This window comes from Pseudomonas putida (assembly GCF_028682455.1).
Taxonomy (GTDB): Bacteria; Pseudomonadota; Gammaproteobacteria; order Pseudomonadales; family Pseudomonadaceae; genus Aquipseudomonas; species Aquipseudomonas putida_AA.
The window spans coordinates 184,715-208,269 of the sequence record NZ_JANHLD010000005.1; the positions used below are offsets into that span (position 1 = coordinate 184,715).

Consider the following 23,555-nt stretch of genomic DNA (forward strand, 5'->3'; position numbering starts at 1 on the left):
CGATTGCCTCAGTTGGCCTCGGACAGCTGTTGCCACAATGCCGGGCCGCCGGCCGATTTGGCGATGGCTTCCAGGCGGGCCACGTGGGCTTCCAGTTCCTGCTCGGTGGCGTGGATGATCCGACCTGGCTGGCGACCCACCAGGCGACGGATTTCGCTGCCGCGGTTGTCTTCGCTGTTTTCCTCGCCATCAGCCCCCTGCCCGGCCAGCGACAAGCTGGTCTGGCCACCGGTCATGTTCAGGTAGACGTCGGCCAGCAGCTCCGAGTCGAGCAAGGCGCCGTGCAGGTCACGACCGGAGTTGTCGACGCCATAGCGCTTGCACAATGCGTCGAGGCTGTTGCGCTGCCCGGGATGGCGGCCACGCGCCATGACCAGGGTATCGAGGATGGTGCAGTGCTGGGAGATATCGGCGCGATCAGGCTGACCGACCAGGGCGAACTCGTTGTTGATGAAGCCAACGTCGAACGCCGCGTTGTGGATGATCAGCTGGGCGCCCTGGATGAACTCGAAGAACTCATCGGCAACTTCGGCAAAGCGAGGCTTGTCGACCAGGAAGGCATCGGTGATGCCGTGAACGCCGATGGCGCCTTCGTCACTTTCGCGATCCGGCTGCAGGTAGACGTGAAAGTGCCGGCCGGTGAGGCGCCTGCCGATCAGCTCGACACAGCCGATCTCGATGATCCGGTGGCCGTCGGTGACCGGCATACCGGTGGTTTCGGTGTCCAAGACGACCGACCTGTTGTTCTGAATCTCCACGCCGGTGGTCTCCTGTTGCGTACAGCGGTCTGGTGAAAGCCGGGCATTCTACCTCAGCGTGATGCCGGTGTGCGCTTCAACGCCCGCGCAGCTCTTCTACTCCACGGTTGGCCAGTTGGTCGGCACGCTCGTTGCCGTGGTGCCCGACATGCCCGCGCACCCACTTCCAGGAGACCTTGTGGCGATTGACCTGCTCATCGAGCAATTGCCAGAGATCGGCGTTCTTGACAGGTTCCTTGGCAGCCGTCTTCCAGCCGCGCTTCTTCCAGTTGACCATCCACTCGGTGATACCCTTCATCACGTACTGGGAGTCGGTGACCAACAACACTTCGCACTCGCGCTTGAGCGCTTCAAGCCCCTTGATCGCGGCCATCAGCTCCATGCGATTGTTGGTGGTGTTGGGCTCGCCGCCCCACAACTCTTTCTCGACTCCCTTGCACACCATCAGCACACCCCAGCCGCCAGGGCCGGGATTGCCCTTGCAGGCACCATCGGTAAAGATTTCGACGCTATCGCTCATGTACAGCCTTTTTAGCAGTGGGGACACCCGCGCCCAGGGGGCCCGGGCTCAAGGTTCGGAATGGCGCCGGTTGACCTTGGCCATCGGCAATGGCAGCAGTTTGCCCATTGGCTCACGGCGCTCCAGGCGTAGTGGCCGCAAGCCGACCACCATCTTGCGCGCCACCAACAGGTAGACACCGCCACCGGCGCCCTGCCAGCCACCGGCAACCCGCTCCCAACCGGCCAGGCGCTGTTGCCAGGCGGGGGACGCAAGCGGCGGACGATAGCACCCGAAGCGGCGTTTCTCCAGCGCAAAACCCAGCAGGTTGAGCCAGTCCCCGACGCGCGATGGGGAAATGCAGCGGGCCTTGCGCAAGGCATCGTGGGCGAACACGCGGCGCACGCCCCAACTGCTCCAGGGGTTGATGCCGATGATCAGCAGATGCCCGCCCGGCCGAACGCTGCTGGCCGCTTCGCGCAACAGTCCATGGGGCGACAGGCTGAAGTCCAGGCCATGCTGGAGCACCACCACGTCGGCGGCATGCTCGCTCAGCGGCCAGGCCTGCTCCTCGCAGACGATCTCGACACCTGGCAACGGTGCGCCCAGGCGCACGTTGCGTTGTACCTGCGGGGCCTTGGGTGGCGCCTCGGCACAGGGGCCGTAGTGCACCAGGTAGCCGCCGAAGTAGCGCCCCAATTCTTCTTCGAGCAGGCGTTGCTCTTCGTGAAGCATCAACTGCCCCAGGGGGCCGGCGAACCAGTCGCGGGCCAGGCTGATCAGCTCCAGCCACTGCGGATCGGCCTGGGCAAAGGCTTGATCGGTCATTGCAGTCTCCCTTGAGGTTCTCGACAGCGTGCATAGCTACTAAGATGCACCCATGTCCAACGTTTGGCGAATCGCACCATGATACAGATCGATGCCCTACCCGCTTTCACCGATAACTACATCTGGTTGTTACAGGATTCTGCCAACCAGCGCTGTGCGGTGGTCGACCCGGGCGATGCGGCGCCGGTGCTGGCCTGGCTCGAGGCGCATCCGGGATGGCAACTGAGCGACATTCTTGTCACCCATCACCATCATGACCACGTCGGTGGGGTCGAGCAGCTCAAGGCCGCTACCGGCGCCCGTGTGTGCGGCCCGGCCCACGAGCGCATCCCCGGCCGCGACCTGGCCCTGGACGACAATGCCAGCGTGCGCGTTCTGGGCCTGGATTTCCAGATCATTGCCGTGCCCGGCCATACCCTTGGGCACATTGCCTACTTTTGCGGTGAGCGCAGCACGCCCCTGCTGTTTTGTGGCGACACCCTGTTCGCGGCCGGTTGCGGGCGCCTGTTCGAGGGTACGCCCGAGCAGATGCACCACTCGCTGCAGCGGCTGGCCGCGTTGCCTGCACAAACCCAGGTGTATTGCACCCATGAATACACTTTGAGCAACCTGCGCTTTGCCAAGGCGGTCGAACCTGGGAACCAGCACATTGCCCAACGCTTCGACGACGTTACCCAACTGCGGGCGCAGGATCGCATCACGTTGCCATCAACCCTGGCACTGGAAAAGCTCACCAATCCGTTCCTGCGCACTACCGAAACATCCGTTAAAGAAAAACTAGACGAACGGAGTGGCTCGATAAACCCCACGCCAAGTGCTGTTTTTGCTGGCTTGAGGGCTTGGAAGGACACGTTCTAAACAGCCGCTGCTAGGACCTGGAAGTTCTCAAAGGTTGACCACAGGGGGGCTGCTTTCTAGAATCGCCCGACATTTTTGCCCGGAACTTTGTCCCAGCCAATGTCGTCGACTAGCCGCAGAACCTTCAATTCCGTCGCCCTGACGCGCCTGGCCCAAGCCAGCGTGCTGGCCCTGGCCGCCACCCTGGTGGGCTGCCAGAGCACCCGTCAGATCGACGAATCCGAGAGCGTTCGCGCGCACAACTACCAGGCGCGGATGAAGCAGAAGCCAGTGTTCGTCCCGGTCCAGCAAGCCGAACAAGCGCCCCAGGATGTCTGGGAGCGCATGCGCCAGGGCTTTGCCCTGCAAGACGACATGGCCGTCAACCCGCGCATCGAACAGCAACGCTTGTGGTTCGCCAGCAACCCCTCCTTCCTGGAAAACGCCGGCGACCGTGGCAGCCTGTACATTCACTACATCGTCGAGCGTCTCGAAGAGCGCAACATGCCGTTGGAGCTGGCCCTGCTGCCGGCAATCGAAAGCGCCTACAACCCCATGGCCTATTCACGGGCCCATGCAGTGGGGCTTTGGCAATTCATCCCCTCCACCGGCCGCTACTTCAACCTGCGCCAGACACGCTTCTATGATGGCCGACGCGACATTACCGCCTCGACCAACGCGGCACTGAACTACCTGACCCGCCTGCACGACATGTTCAACGGCGACTGGCTGCTGGCACTGGCGGCCTACAATGCAGGTGAAGGTACGGTCAGCCGGGCAATCGAGCGCAACGAAAAGCTCGGCCTGCCGACCGACTACTGGAACCTGCCGCTACCCCAGGAAACCCGCGACTACGTACCCAAGCTGCTGGCCCTCTCGCAGGTGGTCATGACGCCGCAAGCCTATGGCGTCAACCTCAACCCGATTGCCAACGAACCCTATTTCGAAGCCGTCGCGATCAAGGACCGCCTGGATCTGTCACGGGTCGCAGCCCTGGCCGAGATCGACGAAGACGAATTGTTCCAGCTCAACCCGGCCTTCAAGAAGCGCATGACCGTCGATGGCCCCCAGCAGTTGCTGGTCCCCACCGCCAAGGCGCAGTTGCTGACCGCCAGCCTGTCGAACATGAAGCCTGAAGAGCTGCTGTCGTTGCAGCCGAAAAAAGCCGTGTTCGAGGCTGCCCTCGCCGAAGCGTCGGCCCCCACGGCAACCCGCAACACCCGCTACCGGGTCAAGCGTGGCGACAGCCTGGGCGCCATTGCCAAGGCCAACAAGGTAAGCGTCAAGGACCTGCAGCGCTGGAACAAGCTTTCCGGCCACAGCCTCAAGGCTGGCCAGACCCTGGTGATGCAAGGTGCACAGCCGGTCCAGGGCAAGAACTCGAAAAAACCCACCCAGTACAAGGTTCGCAAAGGCGACTCCCTGTACCTGGTCGCCAAGCGTTTCAACGTCGAGATGCAGCATCTCAAACGCTGGAATCCACGCAGCGGCCACGCCCTCAAGCCAGGCCAGACCCTGACGGTCTACGTACCGCATTGAGCACAAGGCGCCAGCCGATGACTGGCGCTGTCTCACGCATCCTGGCGGCCTCTTTTTCCAGCCCATACAAGCTGTTACTGTAGCTGGAATAAAGCCCAAGCCGCCTGGATCGGATCGCCGACTTGATACGTCCCCTCCTGTTGCTGTCATTCAGCCTGGCCTTGAGCTTTCCCGCGGGCGCGACAATCACCGAAAGCCACGGTTACGCCCAGTTCGGCACGCTCAAGTACCCAGCCAAATTCACCCACTTCGACTGGGTCAATCCGCAAGCGCCCAAGGGCGGCACCTTGCGTGCCATGGCTTTTGGCACCTTCGATACCCTCAACCCCTACACGTTCAAGGGTTCAAGCCCGGTCACCACCCCCAACTTCCTGCAGTACGGGGTCAACGAGCTCAACGAAACCCTCATGGTCGGTACCGGCCAGTACGACCCCTCGGGTGATGAACCCACCTCCAGCTATGGACTGATCGCAGGCTCCGTCGAGTACAGCGACGACCGCAGCTGGGTGGTTTTCAACTTGCGCCCTGAAGCCCGATTTCACGACGGCCATCCGATAACCGCCAGTGATGTGGCGTTCTCGTACCGCACCCTGCTCAAGGAAGGTCACCCGATCTACCGCACCAACCTGCAGGAAGTGCAGCGGGTCGACATTCTCAACCCGCGCCGAATCCGTTTTGTGTTCAAGCGCGCGGGCAACCCATTGCTGATCCTGCGCCTGGGCGAAATGCCGGTGCTGCCGGCGCATTACTGGAAGGGCCGCGACTTCAAGGCCACCACCTTCGAGCCCCCTTTGGGCAGCGGTCCCTACCGCATCACCCAGGTCCAGCCGGGGCGCCGACTGGTGTTCGAGCGGGTCAAGGACTACTGGGGCAAGGACTTGGCCGTCAATCGCGGTAAATACAATTTTGCCCGGGTCGAGTACGAGTTCTATCGCGACGCCGCCGTTGCCTTCGAAGCCTTCAAGGCGGGCGAATTCGATATCTATATCGAGCACCAGGCCAAGAATTGGGCCAACGGCTACAACTTCCCGGCCGTGCGTCGCGGCGAGGTGATCAAGGCGCAGATCCCGCACAAGATCCCGACCCAGACCCAGGGCCTGTTCATGAACAGCCGCCGCGCCGCCTTCAGCGATGCGCGGGTGCGTCAGGCGCTGGGCCTGATGCTGGACTTCGAATGGACAAACCGCGCCCTGTTCAGCAGTGCCTACCGTCGCGCCAGCAGCTATTACCCCAACAGTGAGTTTGCTGCCAGCGGCCTGCCGGTGGGCAAGGAATGGCTGCTGCTTGCCCCCTACCGCGATCAATTGCCCGCGGCCCTGTTCACCGAGCCCTACAAGGTCAGCCACACCGACGGCCGCGGCATCAACCGCCAGACTCTGCGCCAGGCCCTCGACCTGTTGGCCCGGGCTGGCTGGAAACTGAACGGCCAGCGCCTGCTCGACAGCCACGGCAAACCCTTGAAACTCGAATTGCTGCTGGTTAATCCGAACCTTGAACGGATCCTGCAACCTTATGTCGAAAATCTCGCCAGCATCGGCATCGAGGCGCGCTTGCGTACCGTGGACCGGGCCCAGTACAAACAACGCCTGGACCAATTCGATTTCGACATGATTCTAATGACCCTGAACCAGACCCTCAGCCCCGGCCTCGAACAATGGTTGTACTTTCACTCGAGCCAGGCCGCGACCAAGGGAAGCAAGAACTATGCTGGCGTGAAGGACCCGGTGGTCGACCACCTGCTCGACACCCTGCTGGCCGCCCAAAGCCGCGATGAACAAGTGGCAGCGGCACGCGCCCTGGACCGGGTATTGCTCTGGCACTACTACATGATCCCCAACTGGTATCTGGACAATCACCGCCTGGCCTACCGCAACCGGTTCGCCTTCGTCACCACGCCGCCCTATACCCTGGGGCTCAACAGCTGGTGGATAAAGCCTTCGGAGAAAGCCCAATGACGTCACTGCACCGCCTGCGCCTGAAGGCCTGCGCCCTGCTGCTGGCCTGCTTCGGTGCCCAGGCACTGGCCGCCCCGCAACATGCCCTGACGCTGTATGACGAGCCCCCAAAGTACCCGGCCAACTTCAAGCACTTCGACTACGTCAACCCGGATGCGCCCAAGGGCGGTACCTTCCGCCAGACCGGCTTTGGCGGTTTCGACAGCCTCAATCCGTTCATCAACAAAGGTGTCTCGGCCGATGACATTTCGCTGATCTACGACACGCTGATGACCCAGAGCCTGGACGAGCCGTTCACCGAATACGGCCTGGTCGCCGGCAAGATCGAAAAGGCCCCGGACAACAGCTGGGTACGCTTCTACCTGCGCCCCGAAGCCCGTTTCCATGACGGCCACCCGATCCATGCCGAAGACGTGGTGTTCACCTTCAATACCCTGATCAAGAGCGGCGCCCCGCTGTTTCGCGGCTATTACGCCGATGTCGCCGAAGTGATCGCCGAAGACCCGCAACGCGTGCTGTTCAAGTTCAAGCACAGCAACAATCGCGAACTGCCACTGATCCTCGGCCAGTTGCCGGTGCTGCCCAAGCACTGGTGGGAGAATCGCGATTTCACCAGGGGCAACCTGGAAATCCCGCTGGGCAGCGGCCCGTACAAGGTCGCCGAGGTCAAGGCCGGACGCTCGATCCGCTACGAGCGGGTCAAGGACTACTGGGGCAAGGACCTGGCCGTCAACCGCGGTTTCTACAACTTCGACGTGATGACCACCGACTATTACCGCGACAGCTCCGTGGCGCTGGAAGCACTCAAGGCCGGGCAGTTCGACTATCGCCTGGAAACCGCGGCCAAAAGCTGGGCCACCGCCTACGACGTGCCCGCCGTGCGGCAGAAACGCCTGATCCTCGAAGAACTGCCCAATGGCAATCCGACCGGCATGCAGGGTTTCGTCTATAACATCCGCCGCCCTGTGTTCCAGGACGTGCGCGTGCGCGAAGCGCTGAGCCTGCTGTTGGACTTCGAGTGGACCAACAAGCAACTGTTCAATGGCGCCTATACCCGCACCGGCAGCTACTTCGAGAACTCGGAAATGGCCGCCCAAGGCCTGCCGGATGCGGCAGAGCTGAAAATTCTCGAACCCCTGCGCGGCAAGATTCCCGAGCAGGTCTTCACCCAGGCCTTTGCCAACCCGGTCACCGATGGCAGCGGCATGATCCGCGAGCAACAGCGCAAGGCCTACAAACTCCTGCAGGAGGCTGGTTGGCGCATCGTCGACGACAAGATGGTCGACACCCAGGGCAAACCGGTCTCCATCGAATTCCTGCTGGCCCAGACCGAGTTCGAACGCATCCTGCTGCCCTTCAAGCGCAACCTCGCCGACCTGGGCATCGACCTGGTGATCCGCCGGGTCGACGTCTCCCAGTACATCAATCGCCTGCGCTCCCGTGACTTCGACATGATTGTCGGCGGCTATCCCCAATCCAACTCACCCGGCAACGAGCAGCGCGAGTTCTGGCAGAGCGCGGCGGCCGACAATCCGGGCAGCCGCAACTTCATCGGCTTGAAGGACCCGGCCATCGACAGCCTGGTCGAAGGCCTGATCAACGCCGACTCCAGGCAAAGCCTGATCGAATACTGCCGTGCCCTGGACCGAGTGCTGCAGTGGGGCTACTACGTGATCCCCAACTGGCATATCAAGACCTGGCGCGTGGCGTACTGGAACCATATCGGCCACCCGAAGGTGTCGCCCAAGTACGACATCGGCATCAATACCTGGTGGATCAAGCCGGACGTCCAACCGGCCGTGCAAGTGACACCTGCGCCTGAAGCACCACCTGCCGAAGGGGCACGCTAGGATGCTGGCTTATATCTTTCGCCGCTTGCTGCTGATCATCCCGACACTGCTGGGCATCCTGATCATCAACTTCGTGATCATCCAGGCTGCCCCCGGCGGCCCGGTCGAGCAGATGATCGCCAAACTCGAGGGCTTCGAAGGCGCCACCAGCCGCATTGCCGGTGGCGGGGCCGAGGTGTCGGTGGCGGGCTCCAACTATCGCGGCGCCCAGGGGCTGGACCCGGCCCTGATCAAGGAAATCGAAAAGATGTACGGCTTCGACAAGTCGGCGCCGGAACGCTTGTGGATCATGATCAAGAACTATGCCCGGCTCGACTTTGGCGACAGCTTCTTTCGCGACGCCAAGGTCATCGACCTGATCGTCGAGAAAATGCCGGTATCGATCTCCCTGGGACTGTGGAGCACGCTGATCATGTACCTGGTCTCGATCCCCCTGGGGATCGCCAAGGCCACTCGCCACGGCAGCCACTTCGACGTCTGGACCAGTTCGGCGATCATCATCGGCTATGCCATTCCGGCGTTCCTGTTCGCCATCCTGCTGATCGTGCTGTTCGCAGGCGGCAGCTACCTGGACTGGTTCCCGTTGCGCGGCCTGACCTCGAACAACTTCGACGAACTGAGCACCACCGGCAAGATCCTCGACTACTTCTGGCACCTGGTGCTGCCGGTGACGGCCCTGGTGATCGGCAACTTCGCCACCATGACCCTGCTGACCAAAAACAGCTTCCTCGACGAAATCAACAAACAGTACGTGGTCACCGCCAAGGCCAAGGGCCTGAGCCCGAACCGGGTGCTCTACGGCCATGTATTTCGCAACGCCATGCTGCTGGTGATCGCCGGCTTCCCCTCGGCCTTCATCGGTATTTTCTTTACCGGCTCGCTGCTGATCGAGGTGATCTTCTCTCTCGACGGCCTGGGCCTGATGAGCTTCGAGGCAGCCATCAACCGCGACTACCCGGTGGTCTTCGGCACCTTGTTCATCTTCACCCTGCTTGGCCTGGTGGTGAAGCTGATCGGCGACCTGACCTACACCCTGGTCGATCCACGCATCGACTTCGCCAGCCGGGAGAACTGAGATGAACCTGTCCCCTCTCAATCGCCGGCGCTTCGAGCGCTTCAAGGCCAACCGCCGCGGCTGGTGGTCGCTGTGGCTGTTCCTGATCCTGTTCGGCCTGAGCCTGGGCGCCGAACTGATCGCCAACGACAAACCGCTGGCCGTGAGCTACGACGGCGAATGGTATTTCCCAGCGCTCAAGCGCTACCCGGAAACCACCTTTGGCGGTGAGTTCCCCCTGGAAGCCAACTACAAGAGCCCCTACATCCGCGAACTGCTGGCCGCCAAGGACAGCTGGGTGCTATGGGCGCCGATTCCATTCAGCTACCAGAGCATCAACTACGACCTCAAGGTACCCGCCCCTGCACCGCCTTCGACGCAAAACTGGCTGGGCACCGACGACCAGGGCCGCGACGTGCTGGCGCGAGTGATCTACGGCTTTCGTATCTCTGTGCTGTTCGCCCTCACTTTGACCATTCTCAGCTCTATCATCGGCGTGCTTGCCGGCGCCCTGCAGGGCTTCTATGGCGGCTGGGTGGACCTGGCCGGCCAGCGGTTCCTGGAGATCTGGTCCGGCTTGCCGGTGCTGTATCTGCTGATCATCCTCGCAAGCTTCGTCCAGCCCAACTTCTGGTGGCTGCTGGGCATCATGCTGCTGTTCTCGTGGATGAGCCTGGTGGACGTGGTACGCGCCGAATTCCTGCGTGGGCGCAACCTTGAATATGTACGGGCAGCACGTGCCCTGGGGATGCAGGACGGGCCGATCATGTTCCGCCATATTCTGCCCAACGCCATGATCTCGACCATGACCTTCATGCCGTTCATCCTCACCGGCGCCATCGGTACCCTGACCGCCCTGGACTTCCTGGGCTTCGGCCTGCCACCGGGCGCACCCTCCCTGGGTGAGTTGGTCGCCCAGGGCAAGTCCAACCTGCAGGCGCCCTGGCTGGGCATCAGCGCCTTCGCCGTACTGGCCCTGATGCTCAGCTTGCTGGTGTTCATCGGTGAGTCCGCCCGCGATGCCTTCGACCCGAGGAAATGACATGAGCAACGAAACCTTGATCGAAGTGCGCGACCTGGCCGTCGAGTTCATTACCGGCGAGCAGGTCCAGCGCGTGGTCGAAGGCATCAGCTTCGACATCCGCCGTGGCGAGACCCTGGCACTGGTCGGCGAGAGCGGCTCGGGCAAGTCGGTCACCGCCCACTCGATTCTGCGCCTGCTGCCCTATCCCCTGGCCCGGCATCCGTCCGGCACCATCCATTACGAAGGCAAGGATTTGCTCACCCTGGACGAGAAGCAGATGCGCCGCATCCGCGGCAATCGCATCGCGATGATCTTCCAGGAGCCGATGACCTCGCTCAACCCGCTGCACAATATCGAAAAGCAGATCAACGAGATCCTGCTGCTGCACAAGGGCCTGCGCGGCAAGGCGGCCACTGAGCGCACCCTGGAGCTACTCGACCTGGTAGGCATCCCGGAGCCCCACAAACGCCTCAAAGCCCTGCCACACGAGCTCTCAGGCGGCCAGAGGCAGCGCGTGATGATCGCCATGGCCCTGGCCAACGAGCCCGAGCTGCTTATTGCCGACGAACCGACCACCGCCCTGGATGTGACGGTCCAGCTCAAGATCCTCGAACTGCTCAAGTCGCTGCAGGCACGCCTGGGAATGGCCCTGCTGCTGATCAGCCATGACCTCAACCTGGTCAAGCGCGTTGCCCACAGGGTGTGCGTGATGCAGCGCGGCTGCATCGTCGAGCAGGCCGACTGTGCCACGCTGTTCAAGAGCCCGAAGCACGCCTACACCCAGATGCTGCTCGGCGCCGAGCCCAGTGGCGGCCCGGCCGACAACCCGGCGGGCAAGCCCATGCTGGAAGTCAACGACCTGCGTGTATGGTTCCCGATCAAGAAAGGCCTGTTGCGGCGCACGGTCGATCACGTCAAGGCGGTCGATGGCATCAACTTCAGCCTGCCCCAGGGTCAAACGCTGGGCATCGTGGGCGAAAGCGGCTCAGGCAAGTCGACCCTGGGCCTGGCCATCCTTCGCCTGCTGGGCAGCCAGGGCGACATTCGCTTCCAGGGCACCGCGCTCCAGGGCCTGAGCCAGCAACAGGTGCGGCCGCTGCGCCGACAGATGCAGGTGGTCTTCCAGGACCCCTTCGGCAGCCTCAGCCCACGCATGTGCGTCAGCGACATCGTGGGCGAAGGGCTGCGCATTCATCGCATCGGCACCGCGGCGGAGCAGGAGCAGGCAATCATCGCCGCCCTGCAGGAGGTGGGGCTCGATCCCCAGGCCCGCCACCGCTACCCCCACGAGTTCTCCGGTGGCCAACGCCAGCGCATCGCCATCGCCCGGGCCCTGGTACTCAAGCCGGCACTGATCCTGCTCGACGAGCCCACCTCGGCCCTGGACCGTACGGTACAGCGCCAAGTGGTCGAGCTACTGCGCTCACTGCAGACCAAGTACAACCTCACCTACCTGTTCATCAGTCACGACCTGGCGGTGGTCAAGGCGCTGAGCCATCAACTGATGGTGGTCAAGCAAGGCAAGGTGGTCGAGCAAGGGGCGGCAGCCGACATCTTTGCCGCCCCGCAGCACACCTATACCCGGCAACTGCTGGAGGCGGCCTTCCTGGCCCCTGTGGGAGCGAGTTTGGCTGGCGATGCGATGTGACAGGTAGGTCGCTTTCGCGGGGCAAGCCCGCTCCTGCAGAAACAGAAAAGGCCGCATAAGCGGCCTTTTCTGTTTGTAGCGACAGCACTCAGTAGCGAGTAATGTCCGCCTTGGCTTCCAACTGCTTGCGGTACGCCGCAAAGTCCTGCTGACCAGCACGGGAAGCGAGGAACTGACGATAGTTCGCCTTCTCTTCTTCGGTGGCTGCAGTGCCTTCGTTCACGCCGTTCAGGCGCAACACCACCAGGCTGCCGTCCTGGAGCGTCACGCTACCGTAGACAGGCTTGTCCTTGGCTTCAGGCTTGCCCATGCGGAACAGCGCCTGCAACTCGACCGGGTCGATACCTTCCTGGTTGCGCGAGACCGCTTCCTGGACCTTCCAGCTCTGGCCTTCCTGGGTAGCGGCCAGCGGGATGCTGCCGTCACGCAGGCCGGCGATCAGTGCATCAGCCTTGGCTTTCACCGCGGCGGTTGCCTGCTCACGGGCCAGGTGCTTGCGGATGCTGTCCGACACTACTTCCAGGCTCAGTTGCTCCGGCTTGCGGTGCTCTTTGACACGCAGCACGACAATGGTTTCCGGATCCAGCTCGATGGCAGTGCTGTTGGCACCCTCTTCCAGAACTTCGGTACTGAAAGCGGCCTGGATCACGGAGCGGTTGGCGGTGATGCCTTCGCCACCCTCACGGCCGAATGCAGGTGCAGTCTGCACCTTCAGGTTCAGCTCCTGGGCTGGCTGGGCGAGGTCCGAGGCTTCGAACGCGGCGTCCTCGAGCTGCTTGGTCACCTCGACAAAGCGCTGCTCGACCTGCTGGGTCTTGAGTTCGCGGGTCAGTTTGTCTTTCAGGCTGGCAAAGCTCGGCACTTCGGGTGCCTGGACATCGAGCAGCTTGATCAGGTGATAGCCGTATTCGGTACGCACCGGCGCCGAGACCTGATCCTTGTTCAGCGCATACAGCGCCTCTTCGAAGGCAGGATCGTAGACACCCTGACCGGCATAACCAAGGTCACCACCGTTGTTGGCCGAACCCGGATCCTGGGAGAACTCCTTGGCCAGCGTGGCAAAGTCTTCACCCTTGGTCAGGCGCTGCTGGATTTCTTCAGCTTTTGCCTTGGCCTGGGCATCGCTCACCTTGTCATTGACCTCAATGAGGATGTGAGCGGCATGGCGCTGCTCGGCAAGGTTGGCGATCTCTTTCTCGTACAGCGCCTTGAGCTCGTCTTCGTCTACCTTGACCTGGTCGAAGAAGGCGGACTTCTTCAGCTCGATGTAGTCGATCACGACCTGATCAGGGGACATGAATTCCTTGGCGTGCTCATCGTAGTGCGCCTTGATCTGCTCATCGGTGACCTTGATCGAAGCCGGGTCGGCCTTGAAGGTCAGCGAAGCGAAATCACGGGTCTGCTTTTCAAGGCGTGCAAAGGCATTGACCTGGTCGTCGGTGACAAAACCACTACCGGCGAGGCCTGCACGCAATTGACCGATGAGCATCTCCTGAGCCAGCAGTTCGCGGAATTGCAGACGGCCGTAGCCCATCTGGCGAATGGCCTGGTCGAAACGGTCGGCACTGAACTTGCCATCCACCTGGAACTCCGGTGTTTGCAGGATCAGTTGATCGAGTGCGGCTTCGGAGAAAGCGAACTTGGCGTCTTCGGCGCCCTGGAGCAGCAACTTGCGATCGATCAGCCCCTTGAGTGCCGCCTCGCGCAGCAGCTTCTCGTCGAGCAGCGCCGGGTCGAAATCCCGGCCCAGCTGTTGCATCAGCTGCCGACGTTGCATGTCGACGGCCTGGCTCAGCTCGTTCTGGCTAATGGTTTCCCCATTGACCTTGGCAGCATCCTGGCTGTGGGTTGTGGCCTGGAAGATGGCATCGAAGCCGGTCAGCGCCATCAAGGCTACGATGACACCGATGATGGTCTTGGCAATCCAACCTTGTGAATTGTCCCTGATATTCTGCAGCATGCGTCCCCCAGAAACGGTTGTACTGAATAAAACAACCGTGGAGCGTGGGTAGAGTCCTGATAGAAGAAAGGCGCATCCGAGGATGCGCCTTCTCGTAACCAGCCAAACATCAGGTGCCTTTGGGCGCTTCCCCGATGTCAAGCAGCCAGGCCAGGCAGGTGCCTGGCCCGGTTAGGCGTAAGCCTGAAGGAAGCGACTTAGTTGACGGCTTCTTTCAGTGCCTTGCCAGCCTTGAAGCCTGGCTTCTTGGCAGCAGGGATTTCCAGAGTCTTGCCGGTTTGCGGGTTGCGGCCGGTGCGAGCTGGGCGGTCGGTGACGGAGAAGGTACCAAAACCTACCAGTACCACGGAATCACCTGCCTTCAGGGCGCCGGTGACGGATTCGATTACTGCGTCCAGCGCCTTACCAGCGCTAGCTTTCGAAATATCAGCAGATGCGGCGATAGCGTCAATCAGTTCCGACTTGTTCACTCTAAGTCCCCTTATATCTCTATTGAGTTTGTTTCTAAGTATGTAATGAAAAGCTAAACGAGCGCTGGGTGGCCTGTTGACACTTAAGTGCCGCTTTATAACAAGGGCCTGAAAATACTGTCAAGAAAGCCCCCAGCCGAATACGTACTAATGCGTGCTAATTCTTTCCTTGGAATCGCTGTCGCGCTTTTCATCCTTGGCGACAATCTCGGGAGCCACATCTGGCAAGGGCTCCGGGGCGTATTGCAGCGCAATTTGGAGGACTTCGTCAATCCATTTGACCGGTTTAATCTGTAGATCCTGCTTAATATTCTCAGGAATTTCCTTCAAATCACGCACATTCTCTTCAGGAATGATCACGGTCTTGATTCCACCGCGGTGCGCCGCCAGCAATTTCTCTTTAAGACCGCCAATGGCCAGCACCTGCCCACGCAGGGTAATTTCACCGGTCATGGCCACATCGGCCCGTACCGGAATCTGCGTCAGCGCCGAAACCAGGGCAGTGCACATGCCGATACCGGCACTCGGACCATCCTTGGGAGTGGCGCCTTCAGGCATGTGGATGTGGGTGTCGCGCTTCTCGTGGAAGTCGGCAGGAATACCCAGGCTTCTTGCCCGGCTGCGCACCACTGTCTGCGCGGCGGTGATCGACTCGACCATCACATCGCCCAACGAGCCGGTCTTGATCAACTGGCCCTTGCCCGGAATCACGGCCGCTTCGATGGTCAGCAACTCGCCACCGACCTGGGTCCAGGCCAGGCCCGTGACCTGGCCGACCTGGTCCTGCTGCTCTGCCAGGCCGTAACGGAACTTGCGCACCCCGAGGAAGTGCTCCAGCTGCTCGCCGGTGACCTTGACCGCCACTTGCTTGAGGCCGGCATGCTCCTTGACCACCTTACGGCAGACCTTGGCGATCTGGCGCTCCAGGCCCCGCACGCCCGCTTCACGGGTGTAGTAGCGGATGATGTCGCGGATGGCCGACACGTCGACTTCCAGCTCGCCCTTCTTGAGGCCGTTGGCCTTGATCTGCTTGGGCGTCAGGTACTTGACCGCGATGTTGATCTTTTCGTCTTCGGTGTAGCCCGGCAGACGAATGACTTCCATCCGGTCCAGCAACGCTGGCGGAATGTTCATCGAGTTGGAGGTGCAGAGGAACATCACATCGGAAAGGTCGTAGTCGACTTCCAGGTAGTGATCGTTGAAGTTGTGGTTCTGCTCTGGATCGAGCACCTCGAGCAGCGCCGAGGCCGGATCGCCACGCATGTCGCTGCCCATCTTATCGATTTCGTCCAGCAGGAACAGCGGATTGCGTACGCCCACCTTGGTCATTTTCTGGATCAAGCGACCCGGCATCGAACCGATGTAGGTACGACGGTGGCCACGAATCTCGGCCTCATCGCGCACACCGCCCAGGGCCATGCGCACGAACTTGCGGTTGGTGGCACTGGCGATCGACTCGGCCAGGGACGTTTTACCCACACCCGGCGGCCCAACCAGGCACAGCACGGGGCCACGGATCTTCTTCACACGCTTCTGTACGGCGAGGTACTCGAGGATACGCTCCTTGACCTCCTCCAGGCCGTAATGGTCGGCATCGAGGATTTCTTCAGCCTTGGCCAGGTCCAGGCGCACCTTGCTCTGGGCCTTCCACGGCACTTGCACCAGCCAGTCCAGGTAAGAACGCACCACGGTGGCTTCGGCAGACATCGGCGACATCTGCTTCAGCTTGTTCAGCTCGGCCTGGGCCTTGGCATAGGCGTCCTTCGGCAGGCCGGCGGCGTCGAGGCGCTTTTTCAGCTCTTCGACTTCGTTGTGGCCTTCTTCACTGTCGCCCAGCTCTTTCTGAATGGCCTTCATTTGCTCATTCAGGTAGTACTCGCGCTGGCTGCGCTCCATCTGTTTCTTGACGCGACCACGGATGCGCTTCTCGACCTGCAGCAGGTCGATTTCAGCATCCAGCAGCGCCATGACATGCTCGACGCGGGTCGGCAGGTCGAGAATTTCGAGGATTTCCTGCTTCTGCTCGATCTTCAGGGCCATGTGCGCGGCCATGGTGTCGACCAGGCGCCCTGGCTCATCGATGCTGTTGAGCGACGACAGGACTTCAGCCGGGACTTTCTTGCCCAGCTGAACGTATTGTTCAAATTGTGACAACAAGCTACGAACGAAGACTTCAGACTCGCGCTCGGCGGTCTGCGACTCGTCGATGAGCGAGACTTCGGCACGGATATGGCCGTCGACTTCGTTGAAACGCTCAACCGCACCGCGCTGCTCACCCTCGACCAGCACCTTGACGGTGCCATCGGGCAGTTTGAGCAGTTGCAGGACAGTGGCAATGGTACCGACACGGTACAGGGCGTCTTCGCCAGGATCGTCGTCAGCGGGGTTCTTCTGGGCCAGCAGGAGGATCTGCTTTTCGCCCGTCATTGCGGCCTCGAGGGCTTCGATGGACTTCTCGCGACCCACGAACAGTGGGATAACCATGTGCGGATAGACGACGACATCGCGCAATGGCAAAAGAGGCAAGTCGAGGGTGGTCTTCATGATTTCGCCTCTACAGCGGCCTTATGGCCGGAAACCGGTGGAATTTGAGCGTGAAGTTAATGTGGGGGCAGGCCCGCAAAAAAACAAGCTCCACGACAGGAAAAGCAAAGGGGCCCGAAGGCCCCTTGCAGATTCGAGCCGTTTGGCGACTCAGACGTCGGGTGCAGCCTTGGCTTGCGGCTCGCTGTTCTCATAGATCAACAGCGGCTGCGAAGAGCCATCGATGACGCTCTCGTCGATCACCACCTTGCTGACATCCTTCTGCGAAGGAATCTCGTACATGGTGTCGAGCAGGATGCCTTCGAGGATCGAGCGCAGGCCACGAGCACCCGTCTTGCGCTCCAGGGCCTTGCGGGCCACGGACTTGAGCGCATCACTGCGGAACTCGAGGTCTACACCTTCCATTTCGAACAGCTTGGCGTACTGCTTGGTGAGGGCATTCTTCGGCTCGGTGAGAATCTGCATCAAGGCAGCTTCGTCGAGTTCGTCGAGGGTAGCCAGCACCGGCAGACGACCCACGAATTCCGGGATCAGACCGAACTTGACCAGATCGTCAGGCTCGACCTCACGCAGCGATTCGCCAACCTTCTTGCCTTCCTGCTTGCTGCGCACTTCGGCACCGAAGCCGATGCCGCCGCGGGTGGAACGGTTCTGGATGACCTTTTCCAGGCCCGAGAACGCACCACCGCAGATGAACAGGATGTTACGCGTATCGACCTGCAGGAACTCCTGCTGCGGATGCTTGCGGCCACCTTGCGGCGGAACCGAGGCAACCGTGCCTTCGATCAGCTTGAGCAGCGCCTGCTGCACGCCCTCGCCCGAGACGTCACGGGTGATGGACGGGTTGTCCGACTTGCGCGAGATCTTGTCGATTTCGTCGATGTAGACAATGCCCATCTGGGCCTTTTCCACGTCGTAGTCGCACTTTTGCAGCAATTTCTGAATGATGTTCTCGACGTCCTCACCCACGTAACCGGCTTCGGTCAGGGTGGTGGCATCGGCGATGGTGAACGGTACATTCAACAGACGCGCGAGGGTTTCGGCGAGCAGGGTCTTACCCGAGCCCGTCGGACCGATCAACAGGATGTTACTCTTGCCGAGTTCGACGTCGTCGTTCTTCTTGTCGCGTTGGTTCAGGCGCTTGTAGTGGTTGTACACCGCTACCGCCAGTACCTTTTTGGCACGTTCCTGACCAATGACGTACTGGTCCAGGATGGTGCTGATTTCTTTCGGCGAAGGCAGTTTATGCGCGCTGCTTTCGGCCTGGGCTTCCTGCACCTCCTCACGGATGATGTCGTTGCACAGGTCGACGCACTCGTCGCAGATAAATACCGAGGGGCCGGCAATCAACTTGCGCACTTCGTGCTGGCTTTTGCCGCAGAAGGAGCAATAGAGCAATTTGCCGTTGTCCTCGCCGTTACGGGTGTCAGTCATTCGATCGATCCAATCCGGTAGGCTTGCAACACAAGATGAAGGCAATTGCGGGCTTTTTCAAGTCCGCAGGTGGCGAGAAGGCCCGGCCACCTGCTTTGGCGCCTTGTCAGACAGCCATTTGCCGCTTGTCGTGAACCGAGTCGATCAGGCCGTACTCGGCGGCACGTTGCGCGCTCATGAAATTGTCGCGATTGGTATCGCGCTCGATGGTCTCCAGGTCCTGCCCGGTGTGGTAGGCCAGCAGCTCGTTCAGACGCGACTTGATCTGCAGGATTTCCTTGGCATGGATCTCGATATCCGAGGCCTGACCCTGGAAGCCACCCAGTGGCTGGTGAATCATTACCCGCGAGTTCGGCAGGCAGTGACGCTTGCCCTTGGCACCGGCGGCGAGCAGGAAGGCGCCCATGGAGCACGCCTGACCGATACAGGTCGTGGAGACGTCGGGCTTGATGAACTGCATGGTGTCGTAGATCGACATGCCCGCAGTCACCGAACCGCCCGGCGAGTTGATGTAGAGATGGATATCCTTGTCCGGGTTTTCCGCTTCAAGGAACAGCAGTTGCGCTGCAATCAGGTTGGCCATGTAGTCCTCTACCGGGCCCACCAGAAAGATCACCCGCTCCTTCAGGAGGCGCGAGTAGATGTCATAGGCGCGTTCGCCACGAGCGGATTGCTCGATAACCATCGGGACCAGGCCGCCTGCGGCCTGGATGTCAGAGCTCTGCTGATAATAAGAATTGCGGGACATGTCCTGCACTCACTCCCAAATAGTCATGTCTTGAATACGCACAAGCCAGCTCGAAGGCTGGCTTGTGGTGTTTTCCTACGAGAGAAGGAAATCAGTCAGCGGCAGGAGCCTGCGCTGGCTTGACAGCTTCTTCGTACGAGACCGATTTGTCGGTCACAGTCGCTTTCTGCAGAACAGTATCCACAACTTGTTCTTCCAGCACAACCGAACGGACTTCGTTCAGCTGCTGGTCGTTCTTGTAGTACCAGGCAACGACCTGCTCAGGCTCCTGGTAGGCCGAGGCCATTTCCTGGATCATTTCGCGAACGCGATCTTCGTCTGGCTTGAGTTCGTTCTGCTTGACCACTTCAGCAACGATCAGACCCAGTACGACGCGGCGCTTGGCTTGCTCTTCGAACAGCTCGGCCGGCAGTTGCTCAGGCTTGATGTTGCCACCGAACTGCTGAACCGCTTGAACGCGCAGGCGGTTGACTTCGTTTTCCAGCAGGGCCTTCGGCACTTCGATCGGGTTGGCAGCCAGCAGGCCGTCCATTACCTGGTTCTTGATCTTGGTCTTGATGGCCTGACGCAGTTCGCGCTCCATGTTCTTGCGAACTTCGGTGCGGAAACCTTCCAGGGTCGCTTCCTTGATACCGAACTGGGCGAAGAACTCTTCGGTCAGCTCTGGCAGCTTAGGCTCGGAAACGCTGTTGACGGTAACGGTGAACTCGGCGGCTTTGCCAGCCAGGTCCAGGTTCTGGTAGTCCTCTGGGAAGGTCAGGTTCAGAACGCGCTCTTCACCGGCCTTGGCACCGACCAGGCCTTCTTCGAAGCCTGGGATCATGCGACCCGAGCCCAGTACCAGCTGGGTGCCCTTGGCCGAACCACCGGCGAACACTTCACCGTCGACCTTGCCGACGAAGTCGATGTTCAGCTGGTCTTCGTTCTGGGCAGCGCGGTCGGTGGCTTCAAAACGGACGTTCTGCTTGCGCAGGACTTCCAGCATGTTGTCCAGGTCGGCATCGGCCACTTCGGCGCTCAGGCGCTCGACGGCGATCGAGTCGAAACCGGCAACGGTGAACTCAGGGAATACTTCGAAAATCGCGACGTATTCCAGGTCCTTGCCCTTTTCGAACGACTTTGGCTCGACGGCAGGGGCGCCAGCCGGGTTCAGCTTCTGCTCAACCACGGCTTCGTAGAAGGAAGCCTGAACCAGGTCGCCGAAGGCTTCCTGACGGGCAGCGTCTTCGTAGCGCTGACGGATCACGCTCATCGGCACTTTGCCAGGACGGAAGCCTGGAACCTTGGCGCGACGGGCAGTCTGTTGCAGACGCTTGTTGACTTCGGTCTCGACGCGCTCTGCCGGAACGGCGATGGTCATGCGACGCTCGAGAGCAGAAGTATTTTCAACAGAAACTTGCATGGATATTCCTCGTTGCACAGACGTTAGCCGGCGATACCCGACTCCAGAATCAAGGGCAAGCATTCTAGTGGCTCAAAGGCCAGAAGTCACCCCGTTCAAGACGACGGGAAAGCACGCCGGTCCATTTCATTTACAGCCCCTGGCAAAAACCTTGCCCAGGGGCGCTCAAGACCCGCTATCCAAGGCCTGGCCGCTACCGCAACTCACGGAGAACGCCAGGCCCCGGGTAGCCAGAAATAGTTGTCAAAACACTACAAAACCGGGCCTCAGGGCGCCGACTCGTCTATCTCGTTGATACCGCAATATTCTTCCCACCCCATTCCCAGGGCCTGGGCCACTTCCCGGTGCACCTCAAGACGCATGGCCTTTAGCTCGTCTTCGGAGCCGGCGATCAGTTGCAGGGTCAACTCCCAAGGTTCGAGCCCCTGCTCCTGGGCGGCATCCTCGAACGCCCATTCGATCTGCTGTTGCTGCTCATGCGCGCTGAGCCCGGCGATCTCTTCGAGCAACTGCGGATTGGCCTGGGCGAAGCGCTGCAATGCGCTGGCCTGGCGTTCTTTTGAAATCATGGAGCGGTCCTCATCCCAGCTTGCCGTTGACCACGGCCTCAACCGGCTGAAATCTATCAGCTTTTGGCCCCTTGTCACCAGTACACGGCGCTCCAGGCCAGTATTCGGGCAAACACAATTCAATACCACCTGATAATGATAATCGTTATACTGCGCCATCATTTTGCTCCATACCGGCCCAGCATCACGATGGCACCCCTCCCTACCCCTGCTTCGCCCAACGCCTGCCTGCAAACGCTCTACCAGGACCACCATCATTGGCTGCACCGCTGGCTGCGCCAACGCATCGGTTGCCCCGAGCACGCTGCAGACATTGCCCAGGACACCTTCCTGAGTATCCTCAGCGCCAAGGACCTGTTCCACATCCGCGAACCGCGCTCGTTCCTGTCGACTGTCGCCCGCCGCCTGATGGCCAATGTCTATCGGCGCCGGCTTGTCGAACAAGCGTATCTCGAGGCACTGGCCTGCTTGCCCGAGGCCGTGGAGCCTTCCCCCGAGGTCCGCGTGCTGGCCCTTGAAGCGCTGACCCTGCTCGACCGCATGCTCGATGCCCTGCCTTGGAAGGTGCGCGAGGCGTTTCTGCTCTCTCACCTGCAAGGCTTGAAGATCGCCGACATCGCCCAGCGCCTGCAGGTCAGTACGAGATCGGTGAAGCTGTACCTGGTGCGCGCCAACCAACACTGCTTTTTTGCCCAACTGCCATGAGCCCTTGCGCCCCGTTCAACGCCCGCACCAGCCGCGAAGCCGCCCAGTGGCTGACAGAAACCATGGACGGCCCGCTCAACCCCGAACAGGAACAGGCGCTGGACCGCTGGCGCATTGCCGACCCTGAAAACGAGCGGGCCTGGCAGCACATCCAAGCCTTTCGTCGACGCCTGACGGGGCTTGACCCTCGAGCCGGCTACCAAAGCCTGTCCAAAGGCCAGGGCAGCAGCCGTCGCAGTGCAATCAAGACCTTGGCCCTGCTGGGTCTGTTCGGCGGTGCCGGGCAATTGCTCTACCGCAGCCAGTCGCCCTCGGGCCTTGTCTACTGCAACGGTGCCAGCTCGCCTCGCAACGTGAACCTGGCGGACGGTAGCCAGCTGACACTGGATGCCGAGACCGAAGTGGTGGCGCAACTGACCCACCAGCACCGACGCCTGCTGCTCAACAACGGCCGCTTGCTGGTCAATAGCGGACACGCCCCCAGCTACGCATCCGCCCCGTTGAGCGTCGTGACACCCCAAGGCAGCGTCCAGGCGCTGGGTACGCGCTTTCTGGTCGAGCTGTCGAATGACAGCACCCAGGTGTCACTGTTCGAAGGCAGCGTGGAACTCCAACCGCTCAAGGCCCCCTCCGGCACCGTGCGCCTGAGCCCCGGACAGTGCGGCCACCTGGATATCCGACAGGCCAGCGTACCTGCACGCGTCGCAACCGAGCCCGCCTGGAGCAAAGGCCTGCTGGTGGCCGAAGACATGCGCCTGGATGCCTTTATCCGGCAACTGGCGCGGTATCGCCCTGGCCTGTTGCGCTGCACCGACGAAGTAGCCGGCCTGCGTATTTCAGGGGTCTACCCCTTGGCCGACAGCGACGCCGTGCTCCATGCCGTGGCTCATGCCCTGCCGATCCAGGTGCAGCGGCGCTCGAACTACTGGGTCACGCTGAGCGCCCGCTGAACGGACAGTGCGCTCAGACCAGCAGGTCGATCCGCACCCCCTGGGGCTGAGCGACCTCAACCCTGACCTGCGCCCCGAATACCTCGGCGATGCGCTGTTCACTGAGCACCTGCGCCGGCGCACCCTCGGCACACAACCTACCCTGATCCAGCAGCCACAATCGGTCGCAATAGCGCGCCGCCAGATTAAGGTCGTGCAGCACGCAGACCACCGCCATGCGCGGGGAGCGAGCCAGCGAACGCAGAACCCGCATCAGGTTTTGCTGCTGGCCGATATCCAGGGCACTGGTAGGCTCGTCGAGCAGCAGCAGGCGCCCGGGGTGATTACCCTCCTCTTCGCCATAAGGACTGATCGCCAGTTGGTTCATAGCCCGGGCGATGGTCACCCGCTGCAGCTCCCCGCCCGACAAGGACAACACGCCGCGCGCCAATAAATGACGGATATCCAGGGCATCGATGATCCTGCAGCAAGGCTCGCCACTGTGCTGCTGCCCGAGCTGGATAAACTCCAGCACCTGCCAGTCAAACACGCTGTCCATCTGCTGGGTGACCAAGGCACGCCGGGCGGCCAGTTGTTGCGCGCTGTAGTCGGACAACGGGCGGCCCATCAGATGTACCTCGCCACTGGCAGGCTGGGTGTAGCCGGACATCAGCGAGAGCAAGGTACTTTTGCCGGCGCCATTGGGCCCGATCAAGCCGAGCAGTTGCCCTTCCTTTATAGAGGCCTTCACCGGTGCCAGTGCAAACGGCTGCGCCAGGCCGACATCGATCAGTTCAAGCAT

The 23,555-nt window shown here is 61.2% G+C and carries 20 protein-coding genes; 9 read left to right on the forward strand and 11 right to left on the reverse strand.

All coding sequences use genetic code 11. The features are described from left to right. Positions 1 to 8: 8 nt before the first annotated feature. The 3 genes from dnaQ to NPS58_RS27810 form a co-directional block, all read right to left on the reverse strand. Positions 9 to 752: a DNA polymerase III subunit epsilon gene (dnaQ, locus tag NPS58_RS27800; RefSeq protein WP_274118568.1), complete on the reverse strand. Its 744-nt coding sequence runs from the start codon at positions 750 to 752 to the stop codon at positions 9 to 11. Between the two features lie 82 nt (positions 753 to 834). Then, positions 835 to 1,278 carry a ribonuclease HI gene (gene rnhA / locus NPS58_RS27805; RefSeq protein ID WP_028945291.1) on the reverse strand — a complete coding sequence of 148 codons (444 nt, stop codon included), beginning with the start codon at positions 1,276 to 1,278 and terminating at the stop codon, positions 835 to 837. A gap of 48 nt (positions 1,279 to 1,326) precedes the next feature. Continuing rightward, complete coding sequence (locus tag NPS58_RS27810; protein ID WP_274118407.1) at positions 1,327 to 2,085, reverse strand: methyltransferase domain-containing protein; 759 nt, start codon at positions 2,083 to 2,085, stop codon at positions 1,327 to 1,329. A gap of 78 nt (positions 2,086 to 2,163) precedes the next feature. Here NPS58_RS27810 and gloB point away from each other — a divergent pair, with 78 nt between their 5' ends. The 7 genes from gloB to NPS58_RS27845 all read left to right on the forward strand — a co-directional run bounded on the left by gloB (position 2,164) and on the right by NPS58_RS27845 (position 11,992). Then, positions 2,164 to 2,943 carry a hydroxyacylglutathione hydrolase gene (gene gloB, locus NPS58_RS27815; protein ID WP_274118408.1) on the forward strand — a complete coding sequence of 260 codons (780 nt, stop codon included), beginning with the start codon at positions 2,164 to 2,166 and terminating at the stop codon, positions 2,941 to 2,943. A 99-nt stretch (positions 2,944 to 3,042) separates the two neighbouring features. Next, on the forward strand, positions 3,043 to 4,461 hold the full coding sequence (locus NPS58_RS27820) for a lytic transglycosylase domain-containing protein (protein ID WP_274118409.1): 1,419 nt from the start codon (positions 3,043 to 3,045) through the stop codon (positions 4,459 to 4,461). A gap of 122 nt (positions 4,462 to 4,583) precedes the next feature. Further along, entirely contained in the window at positions 4,584 to 6,416 is a 1,833-nt protein-coding gene (locus tag NPS58_RS27825; protein WP_274118410.1) for an extracellular solute-binding protein, read from the forward strand. Further along, positions 6,413 to 8,266, forward strand: coding sequence for an extracellular solute-binding protein (locus tag NPS58_RS27830; RefSeq protein WP_274118411.1), 1,854 nt, complete (start codon positions 6,413 to 6,415; stop codon positions 8,264 to 8,266). Before NPS58_RS27825 ends, NPS58_RS27830 begins: the two co-directional genes overlap by 4 nt. Position 8,267: 1 nt before the next feature. Further along, the gene (locus NPS58_RS27835) at positions 8,268 to 9,341 is read left to right on the forward strand and encodes a microcin C ABC transporter permease YejB (protein WP_274118412.1); all 1,074 of its coding nucleotides are present in this window, start codon (positions 8,268 to 8,270) and stop codon (positions 9,339 to 9,341) included. Position 9,342: 1 nt separating this feature from the next. Continuing rightward, positions 9,343 to 10,362 carry an ABC transporter permease gene (locus NPS58_RS27840; protein ID WP_274118413.1) on the forward strand — a complete coding sequence of 340 codons (1,020 nt, stop codon included), beginning with the start codon at positions 9,343 to 9,345 and terminating at the stop codon, positions 10,360 to 10,362. A 1-nt stretch (position 10,363) separates the two neighbouring features. Further along, complete coding sequence (locus tag NPS58_RS27845) at positions 10,364 to 11,992, forward strand: ABC transporter ATP-binding protein (protein WP_274118414.1); 1,629 nt, start codon at positions 10,364 to 10,366, stop codon at positions 11,990 to 11,992. Between the two features lie 88 nt (positions 11,993 to 12,080). Here the strand turns inward: NPS58_RS27845 and NPS58_RS27850 are convergent, their stop codons facing one another. From NPS58_RS27850 to NPS58_RS27880, 7 genes are all read right to left on the reverse strand, one after another. Next, entirely contained in the window at positions 12,081 to 13,952 is a 1,872-nt protein-coding gene (locus NPS58_RS27850; protein ID WP_274118415.1) for a SurA N-terminal domain-containing protein, read from the reverse strand. 197 nt (positions 13,953 to 14,149) lie between these two features. Next, the gene (locus tag NPS58_RS27855; protein ID WP_010224366.1) at positions 14,150 to 14,422 is read right to left on the reverse strand and encodes an HU family DNA-binding protein; all 273 of its coding nucleotides are present in this window, start codon (positions 14,420 to 14,422) and stop codon (positions 14,150 to 14,152) included. A 147-nt stretch (positions 14,423 to 14,569) separates the two neighbouring features. Next, on the reverse strand, positions 14,570 to 16,966 hold the full coding sequence (gene lon, locus NPS58_RS27860; RefSeq protein WP_274118416.1) for an endopeptidase La: 2,397 nt from the start codon (positions 16,964 to 16,966) through the stop codon (positions 14,570 to 14,572). Between the two features lie 150 nt (positions 16,967 to 17,116). Next, positions 17,117 to 18,400, reverse strand: coding sequence for an ATP-dependent Clp protease ATP-binding subunit ClpX (gene clpX / locus NPS58_RS27865; RefSeq protein WP_028945302.1), 1,284 nt, complete (start codon positions 18,398 to 18,400; stop codon positions 17,117 to 17,119). Between the two features lie 106 nt (positions 18,401 to 18,506). Further along, positions 18,507 to 19,148 (reverse strand): ATP-dependent Clp endopeptidase proteolytic subunit ClpP, encoded by a 642-nt coding sequence (gene clpP / locus NPS58_RS27870; protein WP_274118417.1) that lies wholly within the window; start codon positions 19,146 to 19,148, stop codon positions 18,507 to 18,509. A 91-nt stretch (positions 19,149 to 19,239) separates the two neighbouring features. Further along, positions 19,240 to 20,550 (reverse strand): trigger factor, encoded by a 1,311-nt coding sequence (tig, locus tag NPS58_RS27875; protein WP_274118418.1) that lies wholly within the window; start codon positions 20,548 to 20,550, stop codon positions 19,240 to 19,242. Between the two features lie 266 nt (positions 20,551 to 20,816). Then, positions 20,817 to 21,119, reverse strand: a complete 303-nt coding sequence (locus NPS58_RS27880) for a DUF6388 family protein (protein WP_274118419.1) — start codon at positions 21,117 to 21,119, stop codon at positions 20,817 to 20,819. 189 nt (positions 21,120 to 21,308) lie between these two features. Here NPS58_RS27880 and NPS58_RS27885 point away from each other — a divergent pair, with 189 nt between their 5' ends. Both NPS58_RS27885 and NPS58_RS27890 read left to right on the forward strand, forming a co-directional pair. Beyond that, positions 21,309 to 21,824: a sigma-70 family RNA polymerase sigma factor gene (locus NPS58_RS27885; RefSeq protein WP_274118420.1), complete on the forward strand. Its 516-nt coding sequence runs from the start codon at positions 21,309 to 21,311 to the stop codon at positions 21,822 to 21,824. Next, positions 21,821 to 22,774, forward strand: coding sequence for a FecR domain-containing protein (locus tag NPS58_RS27890; RefSeq protein WP_274118421.1), 954 nt, complete (start codon positions 21,821 to 21,823; stop codon positions 22,772 to 22,774). The genes NPS58_RS27885 and NPS58_RS27890 overlap by 4 nt, the downstream gene beginning before the upstream one ends. Positions 22,775 to 22,787: 13 nt before the next feature. Here the strand turns inward: NPS58_RS27890 and NPS58_RS27895 are convergent, their stop codons facing one another. Further along, the gene (locus NPS58_RS27895; RefSeq protein ID WP_274118422.1) at positions 22,788 to 23,555 is read right to left on the reverse strand and encodes an ATP-binding cassette domain-containing protein; all 768 of its coding nucleotides are present in this window, start codon (positions 23,553 to 23,555) and stop codon (positions 22,788 to 22,790) included.

Bases quoted from the DNA above. Each gene is read 5' to 3' on its own strand.
- rnhA (WP_028945291.1), bottom strand. From the start codon at position 1,278: ATGAGCGATAGCGTCGAAATCTTTACCGATGGTGCCTGCAAGGGCAAT.
- NPS58_RS27810 (WP_274118407.1), bottom strand. From the start codon at position 2,085: ATGACCGATCAAGCCTTTGCCCAGGCCGATCCGCAGTGGCTGGAGCTG.
- gloB (WP_274118408.1), top strand. From the start codon at position 2,164: ATGATACAGATCGATGCCCTACCCGCTTTCACCGATAACTACATCTGG.
- NPS58_RS27820 (WP_274118409.1), top strand. From the start codon at position 3,043: ATGTCGTCGACTAGCCGCAGAACCTTCAATTCCGTCGCCCTGACGCGC.
- NPS58_RS27830 (WP_274118411.1), top strand. From the start codon at position 6,413: ATGACGTCACTGCACCGCCTGCGCCTGAAGGCCTGCGCCCTGCTGCTG.
- NPS58_RS27835 (WP_274118412.1), top strand. From the start codon at position 8,268: ATGCTGGCTTATATCTTTCGCCGCTTGCTGCTGATCATCCCGACACTG.
- NPS58_RS27840 (WP_274118413.1), top strand. From the start codon at position 9,343: ATGAACCTGTCCCCTCTCAATCGCCGGCGCTTCGAGCGCTTCAAGGCC.
- NPS58_RS27845 (WP_274118414.1), top strand. From the start codon at position 10,364: ATGAGCAACGAAACCTTGATCGAAGTGCGCGACCTGGCCGTCGAGTTC.
- NPS58_RS27850 (WP_274118415.1), bottom strand. From the start codon at position 13,952: ATGCTGCAGAATATCAGGGACAATTCACAAGGTTGGATTGCCAAGACC.
- lon (WP_274118416.1), bottom strand. From the start codon at position 16,966: ATGAAGACCACCCTCGACTTGCCTCTTTTGCCATTGCGCGATGTCGTC.
- clpX (WP_028945302.1), bottom strand. From the start codon at position 18,400: ATGACTGACACCCGTAACGGCGAGGACAACGGCAAATTGCTCTATTGC.
- clpP (WP_274118417.1), bottom strand. From the start codon at position 19,148: ATGTCCCGCAATTCTTATTATCAGCAGAGCTCTGACATCCAGGCCGCA.
- tig (WP_274118418.1), bottom strand. From the start codon at position 20,550: ATGCAAGTTTCTGTTGAAAATACTTCTGCTCTCGAGCGTCGCATGACC.
- NPS58_RS27880 (WP_274118419.1), bottom strand. From the start codon at position 21,119: ATGATTTCAAAAGAACGCCAGGCCAGCGCATTGCAGCGCTTCGCCCAG.
- NPS58_RS27885 (WP_274118420.1), top strand. From the start codon at position 21,309: ATGGCACCCCTCCCTACCCCTGCTTCGCCCAACGCCTGCCTGCAAACG.
- NPS58_RS27890 (WP_274118421.1), top strand. From the start codon at position 21,821: ATGAGCCCTTGCGCCCCGTTCAACGCCCGCACCAGCCGCGAAGCCGCC.
- NPS58_RS27895 (WP_274118422.1), bottom strand. From the start codon at position 23,555: ATGCTTGAACTGATCGATGTCGGCCTGGCGCAGCCGTTTGCACTGGCA.